General features: G+C 71.4%; 14 protein-coding genes. 7 read left to right on the plus strand and 7 right to left on the minus strand.

Going from position 1 to position 15,657, the window contains the following annotated elements; all coding sequences use genetic code 11:
* Window positions 1–52: 52 nt before the first annotated feature.
* The 6 genes from JE024_RS20415 to JE024_RS20440 are packed head-to-tail and all read left to right on the plus strand — an operon-like array spanning window position 53 to window position 5,532.
* Window positions 53–1,174 (plus strand): MFS transporter, encoded by a 1,122-nt coding sequence (locus tag JE024_RS20415; protein ID WP_205374967.1) that lies wholly within the window; start codon window positions 53–55, stop codon window positions 1,172–1,174.
* Window positions 1,171–3,483 carry a molybdopterin oxidoreductase family protein gene (locus tag JE024_RS20420; protein ID WP_205374968.1) on the plus strand — a complete coding sequence of 771 codons (2,313 nt, stop codon included), beginning with the start codon at window positions 1,171–1,173 and terminating at the stop codon, window positions 3,481–3,483. Before JE024_RS20415 ends, JE024_RS20420 begins: the two co-directional genes overlap by 4 nt.
* Window positions 3,484–3,491: 8 nt before the next feature.
* Entirely contained in the window at window positions 3,492–4,091 is a 600-nt protein-coding gene (locus tag JE024_RS20425) for a 4Fe-4S dicluster domain-containing protein (protein ID WP_147986884.1), read from the plus strand.
* The gene (locus JE024_RS20430) at window positions 4,088–4,864 is read left to right on the plus strand and encodes a QcrA and Rieske domain-containing protein (RefSeq protein ID WP_205374969.1); all 777 of its coding nucleotides are present in this window, start codon (window positions 4,088–4,090) and stop codon (window positions 4,862–4,864) included. The genes JE024_RS20425 and JE024_RS20430 overlap by 4 nt, the downstream gene beginning before the upstream one ends.
* Complete coding sequence (locus JE024_RS20435; RefSeq protein WP_244883003.1) at window positions 4,861–5,295, plus strand: hypothetical protein; 435 nt, start codon at window positions 4,861–4,863, stop codon at window positions 5,293–5,295. The genes JE024_RS20430 and JE024_RS20435 overlap by 4 nt, the downstream gene beginning before the upstream one ends.
* Window positions 5,296–5,328: 33 nt before the next feature.
* Window positions 5,329–5,532 (plus strand): hypothetical protein, encoded by a 204-nt coding sequence (locus JE024_RS20440; RefSeq protein WP_205374970.1) that lies wholly within the window; start codon window positions 5,329–5,331, stop codon window positions 5,530–5,532.
* Between the two features lie 137 nt (window positions 5,533–5,669).
* On the opposite strand, the gene JE024_RS20445 is transcribed toward JE024_RS20440, so the two are convergent.
* The 6 genes from JE024_RS20445 to JE024_RS20470 all read right to left on the minus strand — a co-directional run bounded on the left by JE024_RS20445 (window position 5,670) and on the right by JE024_RS20470 (window position 11,927).
* A complete protein-coding gene (locus JE024_RS20445) occupies window positions 5,670–6,176 on the minus strand; it encodes a large conductance mechanosensitive channel protein MscL (protein ID WP_205374971.1) in 507 nt (168 codons plus the stop codon).
* Window positions 6,177–6,314: 138 nt separating this feature from the next.
* Window positions 6,315–7,139 carry a hypothetical protein gene (locus tag JE024_RS42095; RefSeq protein ID WP_307840704.1) on the minus strand — a complete coding sequence of 275 codons (825 nt, stop codon included), beginning with the start codon at window positions 7,137–7,139 and terminating at the stop codon, window positions 6,315–6,317.
* 142 nt (window positions 7,140–7,281) lie between these two features.
* Entirely contained in the window at window positions 7,282–8,157 is an 876-nt protein-coding gene (locus tag JE024_RS20455; RefSeq protein WP_205374972.1) for an S-methyl-5'-thioadenosine phosphorylase, read from the minus strand.
* A 189-nt stretch (window positions 8,158–8,346) separates the two neighbouring features.
* Window positions 8,347–8,667, minus strand: a complete 321-nt coding sequence (locus JE024_RS20460) for an FmdB family zinc ribbon protein (RefSeq protein WP_205374973.1) — start codon at window positions 8,665–8,667, stop codon at window positions 8,347–8,349.
* Window positions 8,668–8,735: 68 nt separating this feature from the next.
* Window positions 8,736–10,007 carry an MFS transporter gene (locus JE024_RS20465; protein ID WP_205374974.1) on the minus strand — a complete coding sequence of 424 codons (1,272 nt, stop codon included), beginning with the start codon at window positions 10,005–10,007 and terminating at the stop codon, window positions 8,736–8,738.
* Between the two features lie 408 nt (window positions 10,008–10,415).
* A complete protein-coding gene (locus JE024_RS20470; protein WP_205376639.1) occupies window positions 10,416–11,927 on the minus strand; it encodes a potassium/proton antiporter in 1,512 nt (503 codons plus the stop codon).
* Between the two features lie 218 nt (window positions 11,928–12,145).
* Here JE024_RS20470 and JE024_RS20475 point away from each other — a divergent pair, with 218 nt between their 5' ends.
* Entirely contained in the window at window positions 12,146–14,983 is a 2,838-nt protein-coding gene (locus JE024_RS20475) for a penicillin acylase family protein (RefSeq protein WP_205374975.1), read from the plus strand.
* Here the strand turns inward: JE024_RS20475 and JE024_RS20480 are convergent.
* Window positions 14,949–15,566: a 5-formyltetrahydrofolate cyclo-ligase gene (locus tag JE024_RS20480; protein WP_244883196.1), complete on the minus strand. Its 618-nt coding sequence runs from the start codon at window positions 15,564–15,566 to the stop codon at window positions 14,949–14,951. The genes JE024_RS20475 and JE024_RS20480 overlap by 35 nt on opposite strands.
* Window positions 15,567–15,657 lie beyond the last annotated feature (91 nt).

The raw sequence follows: 15,657 nt of genomic DNA on the forward strand, positions 1-15,657 counted from the left end.
CCGCTGACGTACATAACGGGCTATTGGTGTCAAAGCAACCTAACGTGGCTCCGTGACCGAGCCACCAGAAGCCCCCGCCGAACCGGCGAAGCCGTCGGTCCCCCCGGCCGCCGCGCCCGCCGCCCCCGCCGAATCGGGGAGCCGCAGTCCGCTGCCCGTGGCGCAGCGGGCGACGCTCGCCGGTGTCGCCGTGTCCCTGCTGCTGATCCTCGCGATCGTCTTCGGCAGCCGGATGCTGAAGGACTTCGACTCCGCCCTGCTGCCCTATGCCGTCGCCACCGTCTTCCTCGCCTTCGGTGTCGCCTACCGCTACACGGTCTGGGTCTCCTCTCCGGGCGCGCGCCGGCTCTTCAAGGAGGGCTGGCGCAGCTTCTTCTCCGCGGCCAACTTCCGCCGGGCCCCGACGGCCCTGCCGAAGATGATCGCCACCTACCTCGGCTTCCAGAAGTTCCTCGGTGCCAGGTCCCACGCCCGCTGGGCCGCTCACCAGCTCATCTTCTGGGGCTGCGTACTCGCCGCGCTGATCACCTTCCCTCTGACGTGGGGCTGGTTCACCTTCACCTCCGGCACCGGCTCGGGCCCCGGGTACGAGATGCGCATCTGGGGCCTGAAGGTGCTGGGCTTCGACGCGCTGAACTTCTTCGGCTGGATCATGTTCCACGGCCTGGACATCGCCGCGGTCCTCGTCATCCCCGGGGCCTCCTACTTCCTGTGGCGCCGGATGAAGGACCGCGGAGCCATCACCGGCCAGCGCTTCGCCTACGACCTCGTCCCGCTGATCGCGCTCATCGTCATCTCCGTGACCGGGCTGCTGCTCACGTTCTCGTCGCTCTTCCTGCACGGCGGCGGCTACGAGTTCCTCGCGATCCTGCACATGGTGTCGGTGGTCTTCACGCTGATCTACATCCCGTTCGGCAAGTTCTTCCACATCGTCCAGCGGCCGGCCGCGGTGGGCATGCAGCTGTTCAAGTACACCTCCCGGCAGGAGGACGAGGACTTCGCCTGCCGTCGCTGCGGCCAACCCGTCGACACCACCGCCTACGTCGAGAACCTCCAGGGCACGATGCGCGACCTGCGGCTCGACTTCGCCGAATGGGCCGAGTACTGCCCCCGCTGCAAGCGCGTGCTCCGCGGCGGCGCGTACCTGACCCATGTCAAGAAGGGCTTCAAGTGACCGCCGAGCAGCACCGGGCGCCCGTCCCCCTCGACCCGTCCATCGCGCCGCCGGGCACCCGGAACTTCCGGGACGCCGGAGGCATCCCGGCCGACCAGTGGCACGCCGACCAGAACGGCGAGACCCTGGTGCCCACCCACTGCTGCTTCTGCGGTGTCCAGTGCGGCATGTATCTCCGCGTCGACCACGGCGGCAAGGTCTTCGGCGTCGAGCCCCGCAACCACGACATCAACCGCATGCGGCTGTGCCCCAAGGGCATCAACGCCTACCAGCAGGTCAACCACCCCGACCGGCTGACCGCCCCGCTGATGCGCCGCAGCCGGGACGAACCCTTCCGGGAGACGTCCTGGGAGGAGGCGCTCGACTTCACCGTCTCGGAGATCCGGCGGATCCAGGACACCTACGGCAAGGACGCCTTCGGGCTGCTCGGCGGCGCCAGCCTGTTCTCCGAGAAGACGTATCTGGTCGGCAAGTTCGCCCGGGTCGCCCTGCGTACCCGCCATGTCGACTACAACGGCCGGCTGTGCATGGTCTCGGCCGCCGGGGCGAACAAGCTGGCCTTCGGCATCGACCGGGCCGGCAACCCCTTCTCCGACATCCTCCTCACCGACTGCCTGCTGATCGCCGGCTCCAACGTCGGCGAGTGCTTCCCCGTCATGACCCAGTACGTGTGGGGAGCCCGGGACCGCGGTGCCTCGCTGATCGTCATCGACCCGCGCGAGACGGCCGTCGCCCGCACCGCCGACATCCATGTGGCACTGAAGCCCGGCACGGACGCGGCCTTCTTCAACGCCGTGCTCAACGTCGTCGTCGAAGAGGGCCTGACCGACGAGGCGTACCTCGCCGAACACGCCACCGGCTGGGCCGAGGTCCGGGCCAAGGCGGCCGAGTACCCGCCCTCCCGGGCCGCCGAGATCTGCGGCGTCCCGGCCGAGCAGATCGTGCAGGTCGCCCGGACCTTCGCGGGCGCGGAGAAGGCCATGGCCTGGCACGCCCGCGGTATCGAGCACCACTCCCAGGGCGTGGAGAACTGCCTGACCGTCATCAACCTCTGCGTCGCCACCGGCCACATCGGCAGGCCCGGCGCCGGATACGGCACCATCACCGGCCAGGGCAACGGCCAGGGCGGCCGGGAGCACGGACAGAAGTCCGACCTGCTGCCCGGCGGCCGGTCGATCATGAACGAGGAGCACCGCCGGCAGATCTGCGAGATCTGGGGCATCGACGAGTCGGACCTCCCGCCCGCCGGCACCTCCATGATGGAGATGGTCTGGCAGATGCAGCGCGGGGAGATCCGCGGTCTGATCGGCATCTGCAACAACCCCTTCGTGTCGCTGCCCAACTACCGGGTGGTGAAGGAGGGCTACGACGCCACCGAGTTCCACGCCCAGTTCGACTTCTTCCTCTCCGAGACCGCCGCCAACGCGCATGTGGTCTTCCCCGTCACCACCTGGGCCGAGGACGAAGGCGTGATGGCGAACGCCGAGGCCCGGGTGGTCAAGCACAACAAGGCGCAGGAGCCGCCCCCGGGCGTGCGCACCGACACCTGGGTGATGTGCCAGCTCGCCCAGCGGCTCGGCGCAGGCGACAAGTTCGCCTTCGCCGGCTCCCGGGAGGTCTTCGAGGAGCTGCGGATCGCCTCCGCCGGCACGGTCAACGACTACTACGGCATCACCTACGAGCGCCTGGAGGAGACCGGGGGCATCGCCTGGCCCTGCCCGTCCACCGACCACCCCGGCACGCCCCGGCTCTTCGAGGACGGCAGGACGTACCACCCCGACGGAAAGATCCATCTCCAGGTCGTCGAGTGGCACCCCCCGATGGACCCGTACAGCGACGAGTACCCCATGTCCCTGACCACCGGCCGTACCGTCGCCCACTTCCTCTCCGGCAACCAGACCCGCCGGCTGGGAGCCCTCGTGGAGCAGACGCCGCGGCCCTGGGTGGAGGTGCACCCCTCGCTCGGCTTCCGGTCCGGAGACCCGGTGCGTGTCGTCACCCGGCGCGGCAGCGAGGTCTTCCCCGCCCTCGTCACCGAGGCCATCCGGCCGGACACGGTCTTCGTGCCCTACCACTGGCCCGTGCCGACCTCCGCGAACGCCCTCACCATCGACGCCCTGGACCCCCGTTCCAAGATTCCCGAGTACAAGGTGTGCGCCTGCCGGGTCGAGGCCGGCGACGCGGTCGACCTCGTGCCCGCGCCGCCCGTCGCGCCGGGGCACACGGCCTACCCCGAGACCCAGGTGTCCCGCACCGACCCCCTGCCGCCCACGGCCCCCCAGGGCCGGGGCACCGCCGAGAGGAGCTGAGGCCGGTCATGATGGGCAGAACGATCTTCATCGACCCCGGGCGGTGCATCGGCTGCCAGGCCTGCGTGTCCGCCTGCCGCGAGTGCGACTCGCACCGCGGCAAGTCCATGATCCACCTCGACTATCCCGACGAGGGCCACACGGTCGCCTCCCTTCCGACGGTCTGCATGCACTGCGAGGACCCGGTCGCCCCCTGCGCCGAGGTGTGTCCGGCCGACGCGATCCTGGTCACCGCCGACGGAGTGGTCCAGCAGGCCGACACCACCCGCTGCATCGGCTGCGCGAACTGTGTGAACGCCTGCCCCTTCGGGGTACCGAAGATCGACCTCCAGGCGAAGCTCCAGATGAAGTGCAACCTCTGCTACGACCGCACGGCCTACGGCCTCGCTCCCATGTGCGCCACCGTCTGCCCCACCGGCGCGCTCTTCTACGGCACGGTCGAGGAACTCCAGGCGGAGCGCCCCGGCGTCCAGGTCGCCGACTCCTTCACCTTCGGCGACGTCGTGGTGAAGACGGGCGTCGCCATGGTGGTGCCCGCGGACAAGGTCCAGTGGCCCGTGCCCGGAGGGCTGCCCATCGTCCAGATCAACGGAGCCGATGTCACATGAGCGTCACCCAGCAGCCCGCAGCGGGCGACTCCGCGCCGGACGCGGCCCAGGAGGCGCTCCACGACAGGATCGCCGCCGACGCCCTCACCACCCGCCGGGACTACCTCCGTATCGTCGCCACCGTCTCGGGCGGTCTGGCCGTCGGCGGCATCGGTGTGGCGGGCGGCGTGCTGCACCGCCACGGCGACAACGACGAACTGCCCCGGCCGAAGAAGATCGCCGAGAGTCTCGCCCCCGGTGAGTCGCTCGCCTTCCGGTACCCGGGCGAGGACGACCGGGCCGTGGCCGTACGGCTCATGGACGGCACGCTCGTCGGATACTCGGCCATCTGCACCCATCTGGCCTGCGCCGTGCTCTGGCGCGCGGACCGGGGCCCGGAGGGAGAGCTCCTCTGCCCGTGCCACGAGGGCGTCTTCGACGTCCGCACGGGGGAGGTGACGGCGGGCCCTCCGCCGCGCCCGCTGCCGAAGGTGATCGTCGACGAGGACGCCGACGGTGCCGTCTGGGCGCTGGCCACCGTGCGGTCGGGGGAGACCGACCGCGACGCATGGTGCCGGCAGTTCGCCGAGCGCGATCCGGAGCGGGCGGAACTGCTGGAATGCCCCGGAGTCAGCGCGTCTCGGACCCGGGCCGGCACCCGGGACGCCGGCGTGCCCCGCTGGGGCGCACGGAACGGGGGCCCCTCGTCCCCGACCGCCAGGCGGCCGGGGAGCGCGGCGCCGGGCACCTCGTCGCCGGGCGGCCGGGACAAGCGGACCGGGGAGGGCACATGAGCCACGCCGCGGACCCGGGCGGGCCCGTCGGCCCCGACGGGCCGACCCACCACGGCGACGGACCGCTGCTGCCCGCCGCGGGCGATGCCCCCGTCTACCGGCCGGGCAGTGCCGACCCCCGGCTCAACCGGCCCCTCCACGAGCGGTATCCGCAGATCCGGCCCACGAGCGGCTATGGGGACCCCAGGGTCACCCGTACCGGGCCGGGGCCGGGAGCGGGCAGCGAGCAGGAGCCCGAGCGGGCCGCCCGCCTCAACGCGCGGATCGCGCTCGCGTGCACGGTGGTCATCGGCCAGCTCTGGGGCCTGACGATCATCGTCAACGAGTGGATGCAGGGGGACACCGGCACCGCCTGGTGGGGTGCGGGCTTCCTGTGTCTTTCGTTCCTGGTGGTTCTGGCGCTGTGGTGGGTCGACCCCAAGGACCGTTGACCCGGGGGGCCGGGGCGGCCGTACCCTGGAGGCATGAGCACCGCCCCCGCCCCCGGTCCGCGAGACGCGAAGCAGCCGGGCAGGCCGCAACCGAAGCCTGCGCTGGTCTTCGACGATCCGCTGGACCAGCAGTCCGCGGACGACACGGACCGCGGGTGGGGTGAGCGGCCTCATGGCTCCGACAGCGCCGCCGATCTCGCGCGCTTCCTCGACGAGAAGCCGCCCCACCACATCTGACAGCGGCCGCCGGGCGGCCGGCTCCGGGCCTCGAAGATCTGGAGCCGGCCGCTCCGTGCGTGAGGCCGGTCGCGGCCCTGAGGCCGGCGGCGGCCCCGCGATCAGCCGCGGGCCCGAAGCCTGCGGCCTCTCCGAGATCAGCCGCGGTCCTGCGGCGGTGCGGAGGGGCCGCCCGCGAGGCCGGAGCCACCGGCGGAGCGCTGTGCGACGACCGCGTCGCGGATCTCCTTCAACACCTCCAGCTCGGTCACCTCCAGCGTCTCCTTCACGCCTTCCTTCGCCCTGCGCTGCGCCTCCCGGCGGGCCAGGTACTTGGCCATCGGAAGCACCATCAGGAAGTACACGACGGCCGCCGTGATGAGGAACTGAAGGGTCGCGCCGAGGACCGAGCCCCACGCGATCTGGATGCCTTCCATCTCGCCGTCCGCACCGACCCGGCACGGCGCCTTCAGACACGACGTGTAGGAGTCCAGGTCCTTCGTGCCGAACGCTCCGACAAGCGGGTTGATCACACCCTTCACCACCGCGTTCACGATGTTGGTGAAGGCGGCACCGATCACGACGGCGACCGCGAGGTCGATCACGTTTCCACGCATCAGGAAGGCCTTGAAGCCTTCGAGCAGACTCGGCTTGCTCTCGCTCACGAATGAGCCTCTTTTCACATGTGCTGTTGGGGAGGGGGACAGTTGCGCAACCTACGGCAGCACCCTGTCGCCCTGTCCAATCCACAGCCGTGAAGAGGTGACCTGACAATACGTCAGTACGAGTCACGGCCTTTTTCGTCAGCACACCGTCACCGCCAGTCGTGACGTGGCCCCGGCTCCCGCGAGCGCCGTGGCGGTCGTGCGCGGGACGGAGAGCACCACCAGCGCTCCGGCCTCCGGGGAGCCGTCACCGGTCTCCGGCACCTCGGTGACCCGGACACAGGACGCCACGATCTCGGCGGGCGGCTCGTCGCCAGCGACGGACTCCGCCGCGGCGATCACATCGACCCTGTCGCCGGGGCGCAGCAGACGCACCGTCGCCGCGTCCGCGATGCGCACGGCGGCGGACACCAACTGCTCGCCCGCCTGCGGCTTCCGCGCCGATGCGGGTGCCGATGCCGGTGCGGCGGCGGTGGGCGCGGGTGCTCCCGGGCCCCTGGCCTCCGCGCCGCCGTCGTCGGCGCCGTGGGCGGTGGACGCGGCCAGCGCGGCCGCGGTGACGGCGAGACCCGCGGCCATCGCCCGGCGCTGCCTGCGCAGCGCGCGCTGAAGCCGCAGGGCACTGCCTCGGACCTTGAGCGGCTCGAAGGGCGGAACGCCCTGGAGCTGCGGGGCGTCGTGATCCGGCGGTGCACAGCTCGGGGAGTGGCCGCCCGTGCGCCGCCGACCGGCCGGGACCGGCCCCGTGGCGCCGCCGGCCGGGGCTGCGGCGGAGGGGAAGCCCGAGGGCGAGGAAGGGGCGGAGGCGAGGTCCGACGGCGAGGAGCCGGTGGAGGCGAACGTGTCGGGGAAACCCGAGGACGTGGAGCCGGCCGGAGGGGCCGTGGTGGAGAAGTCCGTGGCCGAGGCCTCGGCGGAGGGATCCGCGGTGGCCGGGAACGGGGGATGGGTCGGGAGTGCCATGTCGGTGGACCGCCTGTCGTGAGTGGGGACCGGGCCTGCCGCCCGTGTCCTGCACCGCTCACGATCCCGGTTCCCCGAAGCGCCCGCCGGGGCCTGTGGACAGGCCCCGGCTTGTGGACAACTCCGCCACCCGCAAGGGTGATCAGGGCAGTTCGATGCCCAGGTCCGCACCCGCCAGGGCGTTTCCGCACGGACAGTCCCGTCCGTCGCCGGCCGGCAGGGCGGCGACCGCGTCGAACAGGACGTTCCGCAGCCGGTCGACATTGGACGCGAATACCGCGAGGACCTCCTCGTGGGAGACGCCCTCACCGGCCTCGGCACCCGCGTCCAGGTCCGTCACCAGCGTGATCGACGTGTAGCAGAGCTCCAGCTCACGGGCGAGCACCGCCTCGGGGTGCCCCGTCATGCCGACCACCGACCAGCCCATCGCCGCGTGCCAGCGGGACTCGGCGCGGGTCGAGAACCGCGGGCCCTCGACGACCACCAGGGTGCCCCCGTCGACGGGCTCCCAGTCGCGGCCCCGGGCCGCGTCGAGGGCGGCCTTGCGCCCGCGGGGGCAGTACGGGTCCGCGGGGGAGACGTGGACGACGTTGGGGACGGCGCCGGAGGGCAGCGGCAGGCCGTCGAAGTAGCTCTGCGCGCGGGCCTTGGTCCGGTCGACGAACTGGTCGGGCACCAGCAGGGTGCCGGGCCCGTACTCCGGCCGCAGTCCGCCGACCGCGCACGGCCCGAGGACCTGGCGGACGCCGACCGACCGTAGCGCCCACAGGTTGGCGCGGTAGTTGATCCGGTGCGGCGGCAGATGGTGGGAGCGTCCGTGGCGGGGGAGGAAGGCCACCTTGCGGCCGGCGACCTCGCCGAGGAAGAGGGAGTCACTGGGAGGGCCGTACGGCGTCTCGACCTGGACCTCGGTGACGTTCTCCAGGAAGGAGTAGAAGCCCGAGCCGCCGATGACCCCGATCTCCGCGGAGCCGGGACGGGGGTCTGTGCCGGAGTCTGCGTTCGCGTTGGTCGCCATGGCCGTCACAGTAGCCGCAGTGGATCACCCTGCGGACGGTGCCGGGGGAGGTCGCGGCGGACCGCGCCGCGCGGTCGGCCGAGAGGGCCGCGTGCCCGTGTCGGCGGGAGGTGCCGGGAAACGCCGAGGACCCCGCCGTGGCAGGGCCACGGCGGGGTCCTCGGACCAGGTGTCCGGGGAGCCGCTCAATCAGGCGGCGGAGCCCGAGGAGCTGGACGTGCTCGAGGAGGAGGTGGTCGACGAGGCGGCCGGCGCGGCGGCGGGCTTCGTGTCCGACGACTTGGTGTCCGCGGACTTCGACGACGACGACGCCGGCGAGCTGCTGGACGAGGCGCCACGGCTGTCGTTGCGGTAGAAGCCGGAGCCCTTGAAGACGATGCCGACCGCGGAGAACACCTTCTTGAGGCGTCCGTTGCAGTTGGGGCACTCGGTCAGGGCGTCGTCGGTGAACTTCTGCACCGCCTCGAGGCCCTCGCCGCATTCGGTGCACTGGTACTGGTAGGTCGGCACTTGTCTTCCTCCTGGCACTCTCACTCGATGAGTGCTAACGACGGTCCATAGTGACGTATTCCGCTGGATCAGTCCACCGCCACAGGCACTCGGTGACCGATACCACGCGCCGCGACCCGTCCCACGGGCGGGGGCGTGAGCCGGGAACGCAGCAGCAGCAGGGTCATGAGGGCCAGGGCGGTGCCCACGAGCGGCACGAGGAATCCGGTGCTCGCGCCGTGTGCGTCGGCCAGCTGTCCGGCCACGGTGACGGCCGCGGCCTGCCCGAGCGCCACGGCTCCGGTCAGCCAGGTGAAGGCCTCCGTCCGGGCGGATGCCGGAACCAGCGCTTCCACCAGGGTGTAGCCGCTGATCAGGGCCGGAGCGATGCACAGGCCCACCACGAGGCCCAGCGCGCCCAGCACGGCGGCCGAGTGCGCCGTCCACAGCAGGGAGGCGGTGAGGGTGAGCGCGGTGTAGCCGACGACGAGGCGTCGACGGGGGCCGCTCTTCCAGGCGACGGCGCCGACGGCCACGCCGGCGAGCATGTTGCCTGCGGCGAAGAGCCCGTAGAGCAGGCCGTTCATCCCGGGGTTGCCGATCTCCTCGGTGAAGGCCGTCAGCGACACCTGCATGCCGCCGAAGACGGCGCCGATGCCCAGGAAGGCCACCGCGAGGACGCGGACACCGGGAACGGAGAGGGCGGACACCCGCTCCGCGCGCTCCGCCGCGAGGGCGTTGCCGTGGGCGGGCTGGGTGCGGCGCTGCGCGGCGAACAGCAGACCGCCGATCAGGGTCAGGCCCGCCTCGGCGATCAGGCCCGCGGCGGGGTGCACGCCGGTGCACAGGGCGGTGGCCAGGACCGGCCCGACGACGAAGGTGAACTCGTCCGTCACCGACTCGAACGCGGCGGCCGTCGGCAGCAGCGGGGATCCCTGGAGGCGCGCGGCCCAGCGGGCACGCACCATCGGCCCGATCTGGGGCACCGACGCGCCCGTGGGCACGGCGGCGGCGAACAGGGCCCACAGCGGGGCGCCGGTGAGCGCGAGCGTGGTCAGGACGGAGACGGACACCGTGTGGAGCACGACCCCGGGGACCAGCACCGCGCGCTGGCCGAAGCGGTCGGCGAGCTTGCCGCTCTGCGGCGCGAACAGCGCCATCGAGACACCCGTGACCGCCGCGACGGCGCCGGCGCTGCCGTAGGAGCCGGTGGTGTGCTGGACGAGGAGGACGATGCCGATGGTCAGCATCGCGAACGGCTGCCTCGCCGCGAATCCGGGGAGCAGGAACGTCCATGCCCCCGGGGTGCGCAGGAGTTGTCCGTAGCCGGGACGCTTGTCAGAAGCGACCGTGGACGCCACGGCCCTTGCCTTTCTGCCACCTGGTAGCGCTCGCCGGGATGCCGGGAGCAGCCGAGAGCTGTCCTCTTGCGCGGAACTGCGGTAGATACCGGGGTCCACAGCGGGGGACTCCGCGGCCGCCATACGGTCGCGCCAGCTCTGCGTCAGGCAGAGTTGGTCGATCAGTGTGCCTTCATGGTACAGGGACTTCGCAGGGGCCGACCGGCCGTGACCTGGGAAATGACGGACATCACGCGGCGGCCCCTGTGAACGGGAGCGGGAGCCACCCGGCGTCACGACGCGTGCGCACCGTGACGCCGGGACGGCAGACCCCCGTCGCCCCGGCAGTCCCGAGAACCGGGGCCGGGCGACCCCGGGCCCTGATCCGGGACCGGCCGGAACGAGCCGTGACGCCGCTTCCCGGGACGGTCAGCGGTGCCGGCGTGCCGCGGGGCCGCCGGTGCCGAGCCAGTCGGCCAGCTTGCCGCCCTGCGCGACCGCCCGCAGCCGCCGCTCCGCCGCGTCCCGCACCGGATCGGTGGCGACGACCAGCAGCTCGTCGCCGTGCCGCAGGACGGTGGTGGGCAGCGGCACGAAGCTCTTCTCCTCGCGGACGACGAGGGTGACCGCCGACCCCGCGGGCAGCCGCAGCTCGCCCACCTCGACGCCGTGCATCCGAGAGGACTCGGGGATGGCGACCGACAGCAGGTGTCCCCGCAGCCGCTCCAGTGGCGCGGATTCGACCCCGAGGTCGGCGGCATCCGACGAGGGGCCGAGGCGCAGCGCCCTGGCGAGCCATGGCAGTGTCGGGCCCTGGACCAGCGTGTAGACGACCACCAGCACGAAGACGATGTTGAAGATCCGGTCGCTGCCCGGCACCCCGGAGACCATCGGGATGGTGGCCAGAATGATGGGCACGGCGCCGCGCAGGCCGGCCCAGGACATCAGTGCCTGCTCCTGCCAGGGGATCCGGAACGGCAGCAGGCTGACGAACACCTCCAGCGGCCTCGCGACCGCCGTCAGCACCAGACCCACGATGACGGCCGGCCAGAAGTCGTCGACCAGCTCGTGCGGGGTGACCAGCAGACCGAGCAGGACGAACATGCCGATCTGGGCGATCCAGCCCAACCCCTCCGCGAAGCCGCGGTTGGCCGGGGCGTGGGGCAGCTTGCTGTTGCCGAGGACCATCGACGCCAGGTAGACGGCGAGGAACCCGCTGCCGTGCGCCATGGCGCCGGCCGCGTAGGCGACCACCGCGATGGCCATGACGGCGATGGGGTAGAGGCCCGAGGCGGGCAGCGCCACGTGCCGCAGCCCGTAGGCCCCGAGGAAGCCGGTGGCCAGGCCGATCGCGGCGCCGATCGCGAGTTCCAGGGCGATCTTGGCGACGAGCAGATACCACTCGTCGACCGGCCCGGAGGCGGAGAAGGCCACGACCAGGATGACGACCGGGGCGTCGTTGAAGCCCGACTCGGCCTCCAGTACACCGGTCACCCGGGACGGCAGCGGCACCTTGCGCAGCACCGAGAAGACGGCCGCGGCGTCGGTCGAGGAGACGACCGCGCCGATGATGAGCGCCTGCTGCCATTCGAGACCGACGAGATAGTGCGCGGCCGAGGCCGTGACGCCCACGCTCACCGCGACGCCGACGGTCGACAGTACGGCCGCCGCGGGCAACGCGGGTTTGATCTCCTTCCACTTGGTGCCCAGGCCGCCCTCGGCCAGGATCACCACCAGTGCGGCATAGCCGATCACCTGCGTGAGCTCGGCGTCGTCGAACTTGACGTCGAGCAGCCCGTCCTGGCCCATGGCGATCCCGATCCCGAGATACAGCAGCAGGCTGGGCAGCCCGCTGCGGGACGAGATGCGCACCGCCGCCACGGCGATGAGCAGGACGAGTGAGCAGACGAGCAGGAGTTCATTGAGCTGGTGGACAGTCAGTGGCCGATCCTTCCCCTCGCGCCGTGAGTGCCGGTGATCTTCGTACCGGCGGCGACACTTCGTTACCTTACCTAATCTTTAACGCTTCCTTGACGGTCTTTTCATCGGATGATCCGTCGGTCGGGGCCCCTTGTGGATACCGCGTCCTGGCCGGTCGGGCGCTGCGCCTAGAGTTGCCTCAGCATTCCCAGGACCACCCTGCCCCTCGAAGGACAGCGATGCCCGCCAACACAACAGCCTCTTCCCCCAAGAAGAAGAAGGGGCGACGCGCCCGACTGCTCGTGCTCGTCCTGGTGCTGGCGCTCGTCGCGGGTGTCGGATACGGCGCCTACTGGAGCATCAGCACGGTTCGTGCCTCGTTCCCCCAGACCACCGGCTCGATCGAACTCGAAGGCCTCGGCGGCCGGGTCGAGGTCAAGCGCGACGACTACGGCATTCCCCAGATCTACGCCGACAGCGACGAGGACCTCTTCCGCGCCCAGGGCTTCGTCCAGGCGCAGGACCGGTTCTGGGAGATGGACGTCCGGCGCCACATGACGTCCGGCCGCCTGTCCGAGATGTTCGGATCGGGACAGGTCGAGACCGACGCCTTCCTGCGCACGCTCGGCTGGCGCCAGGTGGCGCAGCAGGAGTACGACACCAAGCTCTCGCCGGAGACGAAGAAGTACCTCCAGGCCTACGCGGACGGCGTCAACGCCTACCTGGAGGGCCGCTCGGCCGAGGAGCTCTCCGTCGAGTACGCGGCGCTGGCCTTCACCAACGACTACAAGCCCGAGCCGTGGACCCCGGTCGACTCGGTCGCCTGGCTCAAGGCCATGGCCTGGGACCTGCGCGGCAACATGCAGGACGAGATCGACCGCTCCCTGCTCACCAGCCGGCTCAGCGAGCAGCAGATCCGCGACCTCTACCCCTCCTACCCGTACGACCGGAACAAGCCGATCGTCCAGGACGGCGGGATCGACCCGGCGACGGGCGAGTTCGACCCGGCGGCCGAGCCCACCGGCCCGGGTGAGGGCGACGGCGGTGACGGCACGGGTAACGGCTCCGGCTCCGGTACCGGCACGGGTACCCAGGGGACCGGCGACGGCACCGGCGCCTCTTCCGGTGACACGTCCGGCAGCCCCGCCGGAGCCGCCGCCGGGCTGAACTCGCAGCTCGGCGCCCTCGCCGACACCCTCGACGCCATCCCGGCCCTTCTCGGCCCGAGCGGCAGCGGCATCGGCTCCAACTCCTGGGTCGTCTCCGGCGACTACACGACGACCGGCAAGCCCCTGCTGGCCAACGACCCGCACCTCTCCCCGCAGCTCCCGTCCCTCTGGTACCAGATGGGCCTGCACTGCCGTGAGGTCTCGGACGCCTGCTCCTTCGACGTCGCGGGCTACACCTTCTCCGGCATGCCCGGCGTGATCATCGGCCACAACCAGGACATCGCCTGGGGCTTCACCAACCTCGGCGCCGATGTGACCGACCTCTACCTGGAGAAGCTCAACGGCGACAGCTACCTGGTCGGCGGCCAGGAGAAGAAGCTGACCACCCGCAAGGAGGTCATCAAGGTCGCCGGCGGCACCGACAAGACCATCACCGTCCGCTCCACCGGGCACGGCCCGCTCGTCTCGGACCGCAGCGACGAACTGGGCAAGGTCGGCGAACGGGCCCCCGTCTCCAACGCGGCGCCCGACCGCGGCTCCGGCTACGGGGTCGCCCTCCAGTGGACGGCGCTGCAGCCCGGCAAGACCATGGACGCCGTCTTCCGGCTGAACCGCGCCAAGGACTTCACCTCCTTCCGCGCCGCCGCCAAGGACTTCGAGGTCCCCTCGCAGAACCTGATCTACGCCGACACCAAGGGCCACATCGGCTACCAGGCCCCGGGCCGCATCCCGCTGCGCGCCGAGGGCGACGGCAGCGTGCCCGCGCCGGGCTGGGACCCGAAGTACACGTGGGACGGCTACATCGACTTCGAGGAGCTTCCCTACGAGTTCGATCCCAAGCGCGGCTACATCGTCACCGCCAACCAGGCGGTCGTCGACGCCGACAAGTACCCGTACCTGATCACCGAGGACTACGGGTACGGCGCGCGCAGCCAGCGGATCAACGACCTCATCGAGTCCAAGATCCGGGGTGGCGGCAAGATCTCCACCGAGGACATGCGCACCATGCAGATGGACAACAGCAGCGAGATCGCCAAGCTGCTCACGCCCTACCTGCTGAAGATCGACATCTCCGACTCCTACGTCCGCGAGGCGCAGAAGCTGCTCGAGGGCTGGGACTACACCCAGGAGCCGGACTCCGGCGCCGCCGCCTACTTCAACGCGGTCTGGCGCAACGTCCTCAAGCTGGCCGTCGGCAACAAGCTCCCCAAGGAGCTCAGGGTCGAGGGCGAGTGCCTGAGCGTGCTGCCCGCGGACAGCACGGCACCCGACGACGACCTGACCGAGCGGGTGCGCGAATGCGGCCAGCGGGACGCGGACTCCGCGCAGCCCGACGGCGGCGACCGCTGGTACGAGGTGGTCCGCCGGCTGCTGAAGGACGCCGACAACGAGTGGTGGCGCAGCCCGGCCACCCGCACGGACGAGGCCACCGACACCCGTGACGGGCTGCTCGCCCGCGCGATGGAGGACGCCCGCTGGGAGCTGACCGCCGAGATGGGCAAGGACGCCTCCAGCTGGAGCTGGGGCAGGCTCCACCAGCTCACGCTGAAGAACCAGACGCTGGGCACCGAGGGCCCGGGCTTCCTCCAGTACATACTCAACCGCGGCCCGTGGAACCTGGGAGGCGGCGAGGCGGCGGTCAACGCCACCGGCTGGAACGCGGCGAGCGGGTACGACGTCGTCTGGGTGCCCTCCATGCGGATGGTCCTCAACGTCGGCGAGTGGGACAAGTCGCGCTGGATCAACCTGACCGGTTCCTCCGGTCACGCGTACAGCGCCCACTACACCGACCAGACCGACAAGTGGGCCAACGGCGAGCTGCTGGACTGGGCCTACGGGCCCGAGGCCGTCCAGGCCGCGACGGTCGACACGCTCACCCTGGTCCCCCGGGGCCAGTCCGCTCCGTGAAGCGGTGCACCCCCTGAGGGGTGACCGCCGCGTGCACGGGGTGGTCGTGCGGTTCCGCCGGGACCTGCTCGACCACCTCGTTCGCGTAGAGGAGCACGACCAGCGCCGGGTCCGTACCCGCAGTGGCGATCCGGGCCAGCACCCGGTCGTAGGAGCCGCCGCCGCGGCCCAGCCGCATGCCGCGGCCGTCCACGGCGAGCCCGGGGAGCAGGACCGCCTCCGCCGAGAGGACGGCATCGGGGCCCAGCCGTTCGCCGTCCGGCTCCAGCAGGCCGCGGCCAGCCGGCAGCAGCCGCCCCGGTCCCTCGTAGACGGCCCAGTCCAGGTCGTTGTCCGGCAGCAGCACGGGCAGCAGCACCCGGGTGTCCTGGGCGCGCAGGGCGTCCAGCAGGGCCCGGGTGCCCGGCTCGCGGCCCACCGAGACATAGGCCGCGACCGTCGCCGCGCCGGCCAGCTCCGGCAGCAGCAGGGCCTGCCGGGCGAGGTCCGCCGCCGCCCCGAGGACATCGGTGGGGGACAGCAGCCTGCGCGTGGCGAGCAGTTCACCGCGGAGACCGCTCTTTTCGGACTTCTCGTCGCTGATTGCCTGCACGTAAACCTCGCGTATACGTCTGTATGAGGATGAAGTTAACCGGAGCATCATCTTCCCCCCATACTCAGTCGCTAAGGTGCTC

It is taken from the genome of Streptomyces zhihengii (genome assembly GCF_016919245.1).
Classification (GTDB): domain Bacteria; phylum Actinomycetota; class Actinomycetes; order Streptomycetales; family Streptomycetaceae; genus Streptomyces; species Streptomyces zhihengii.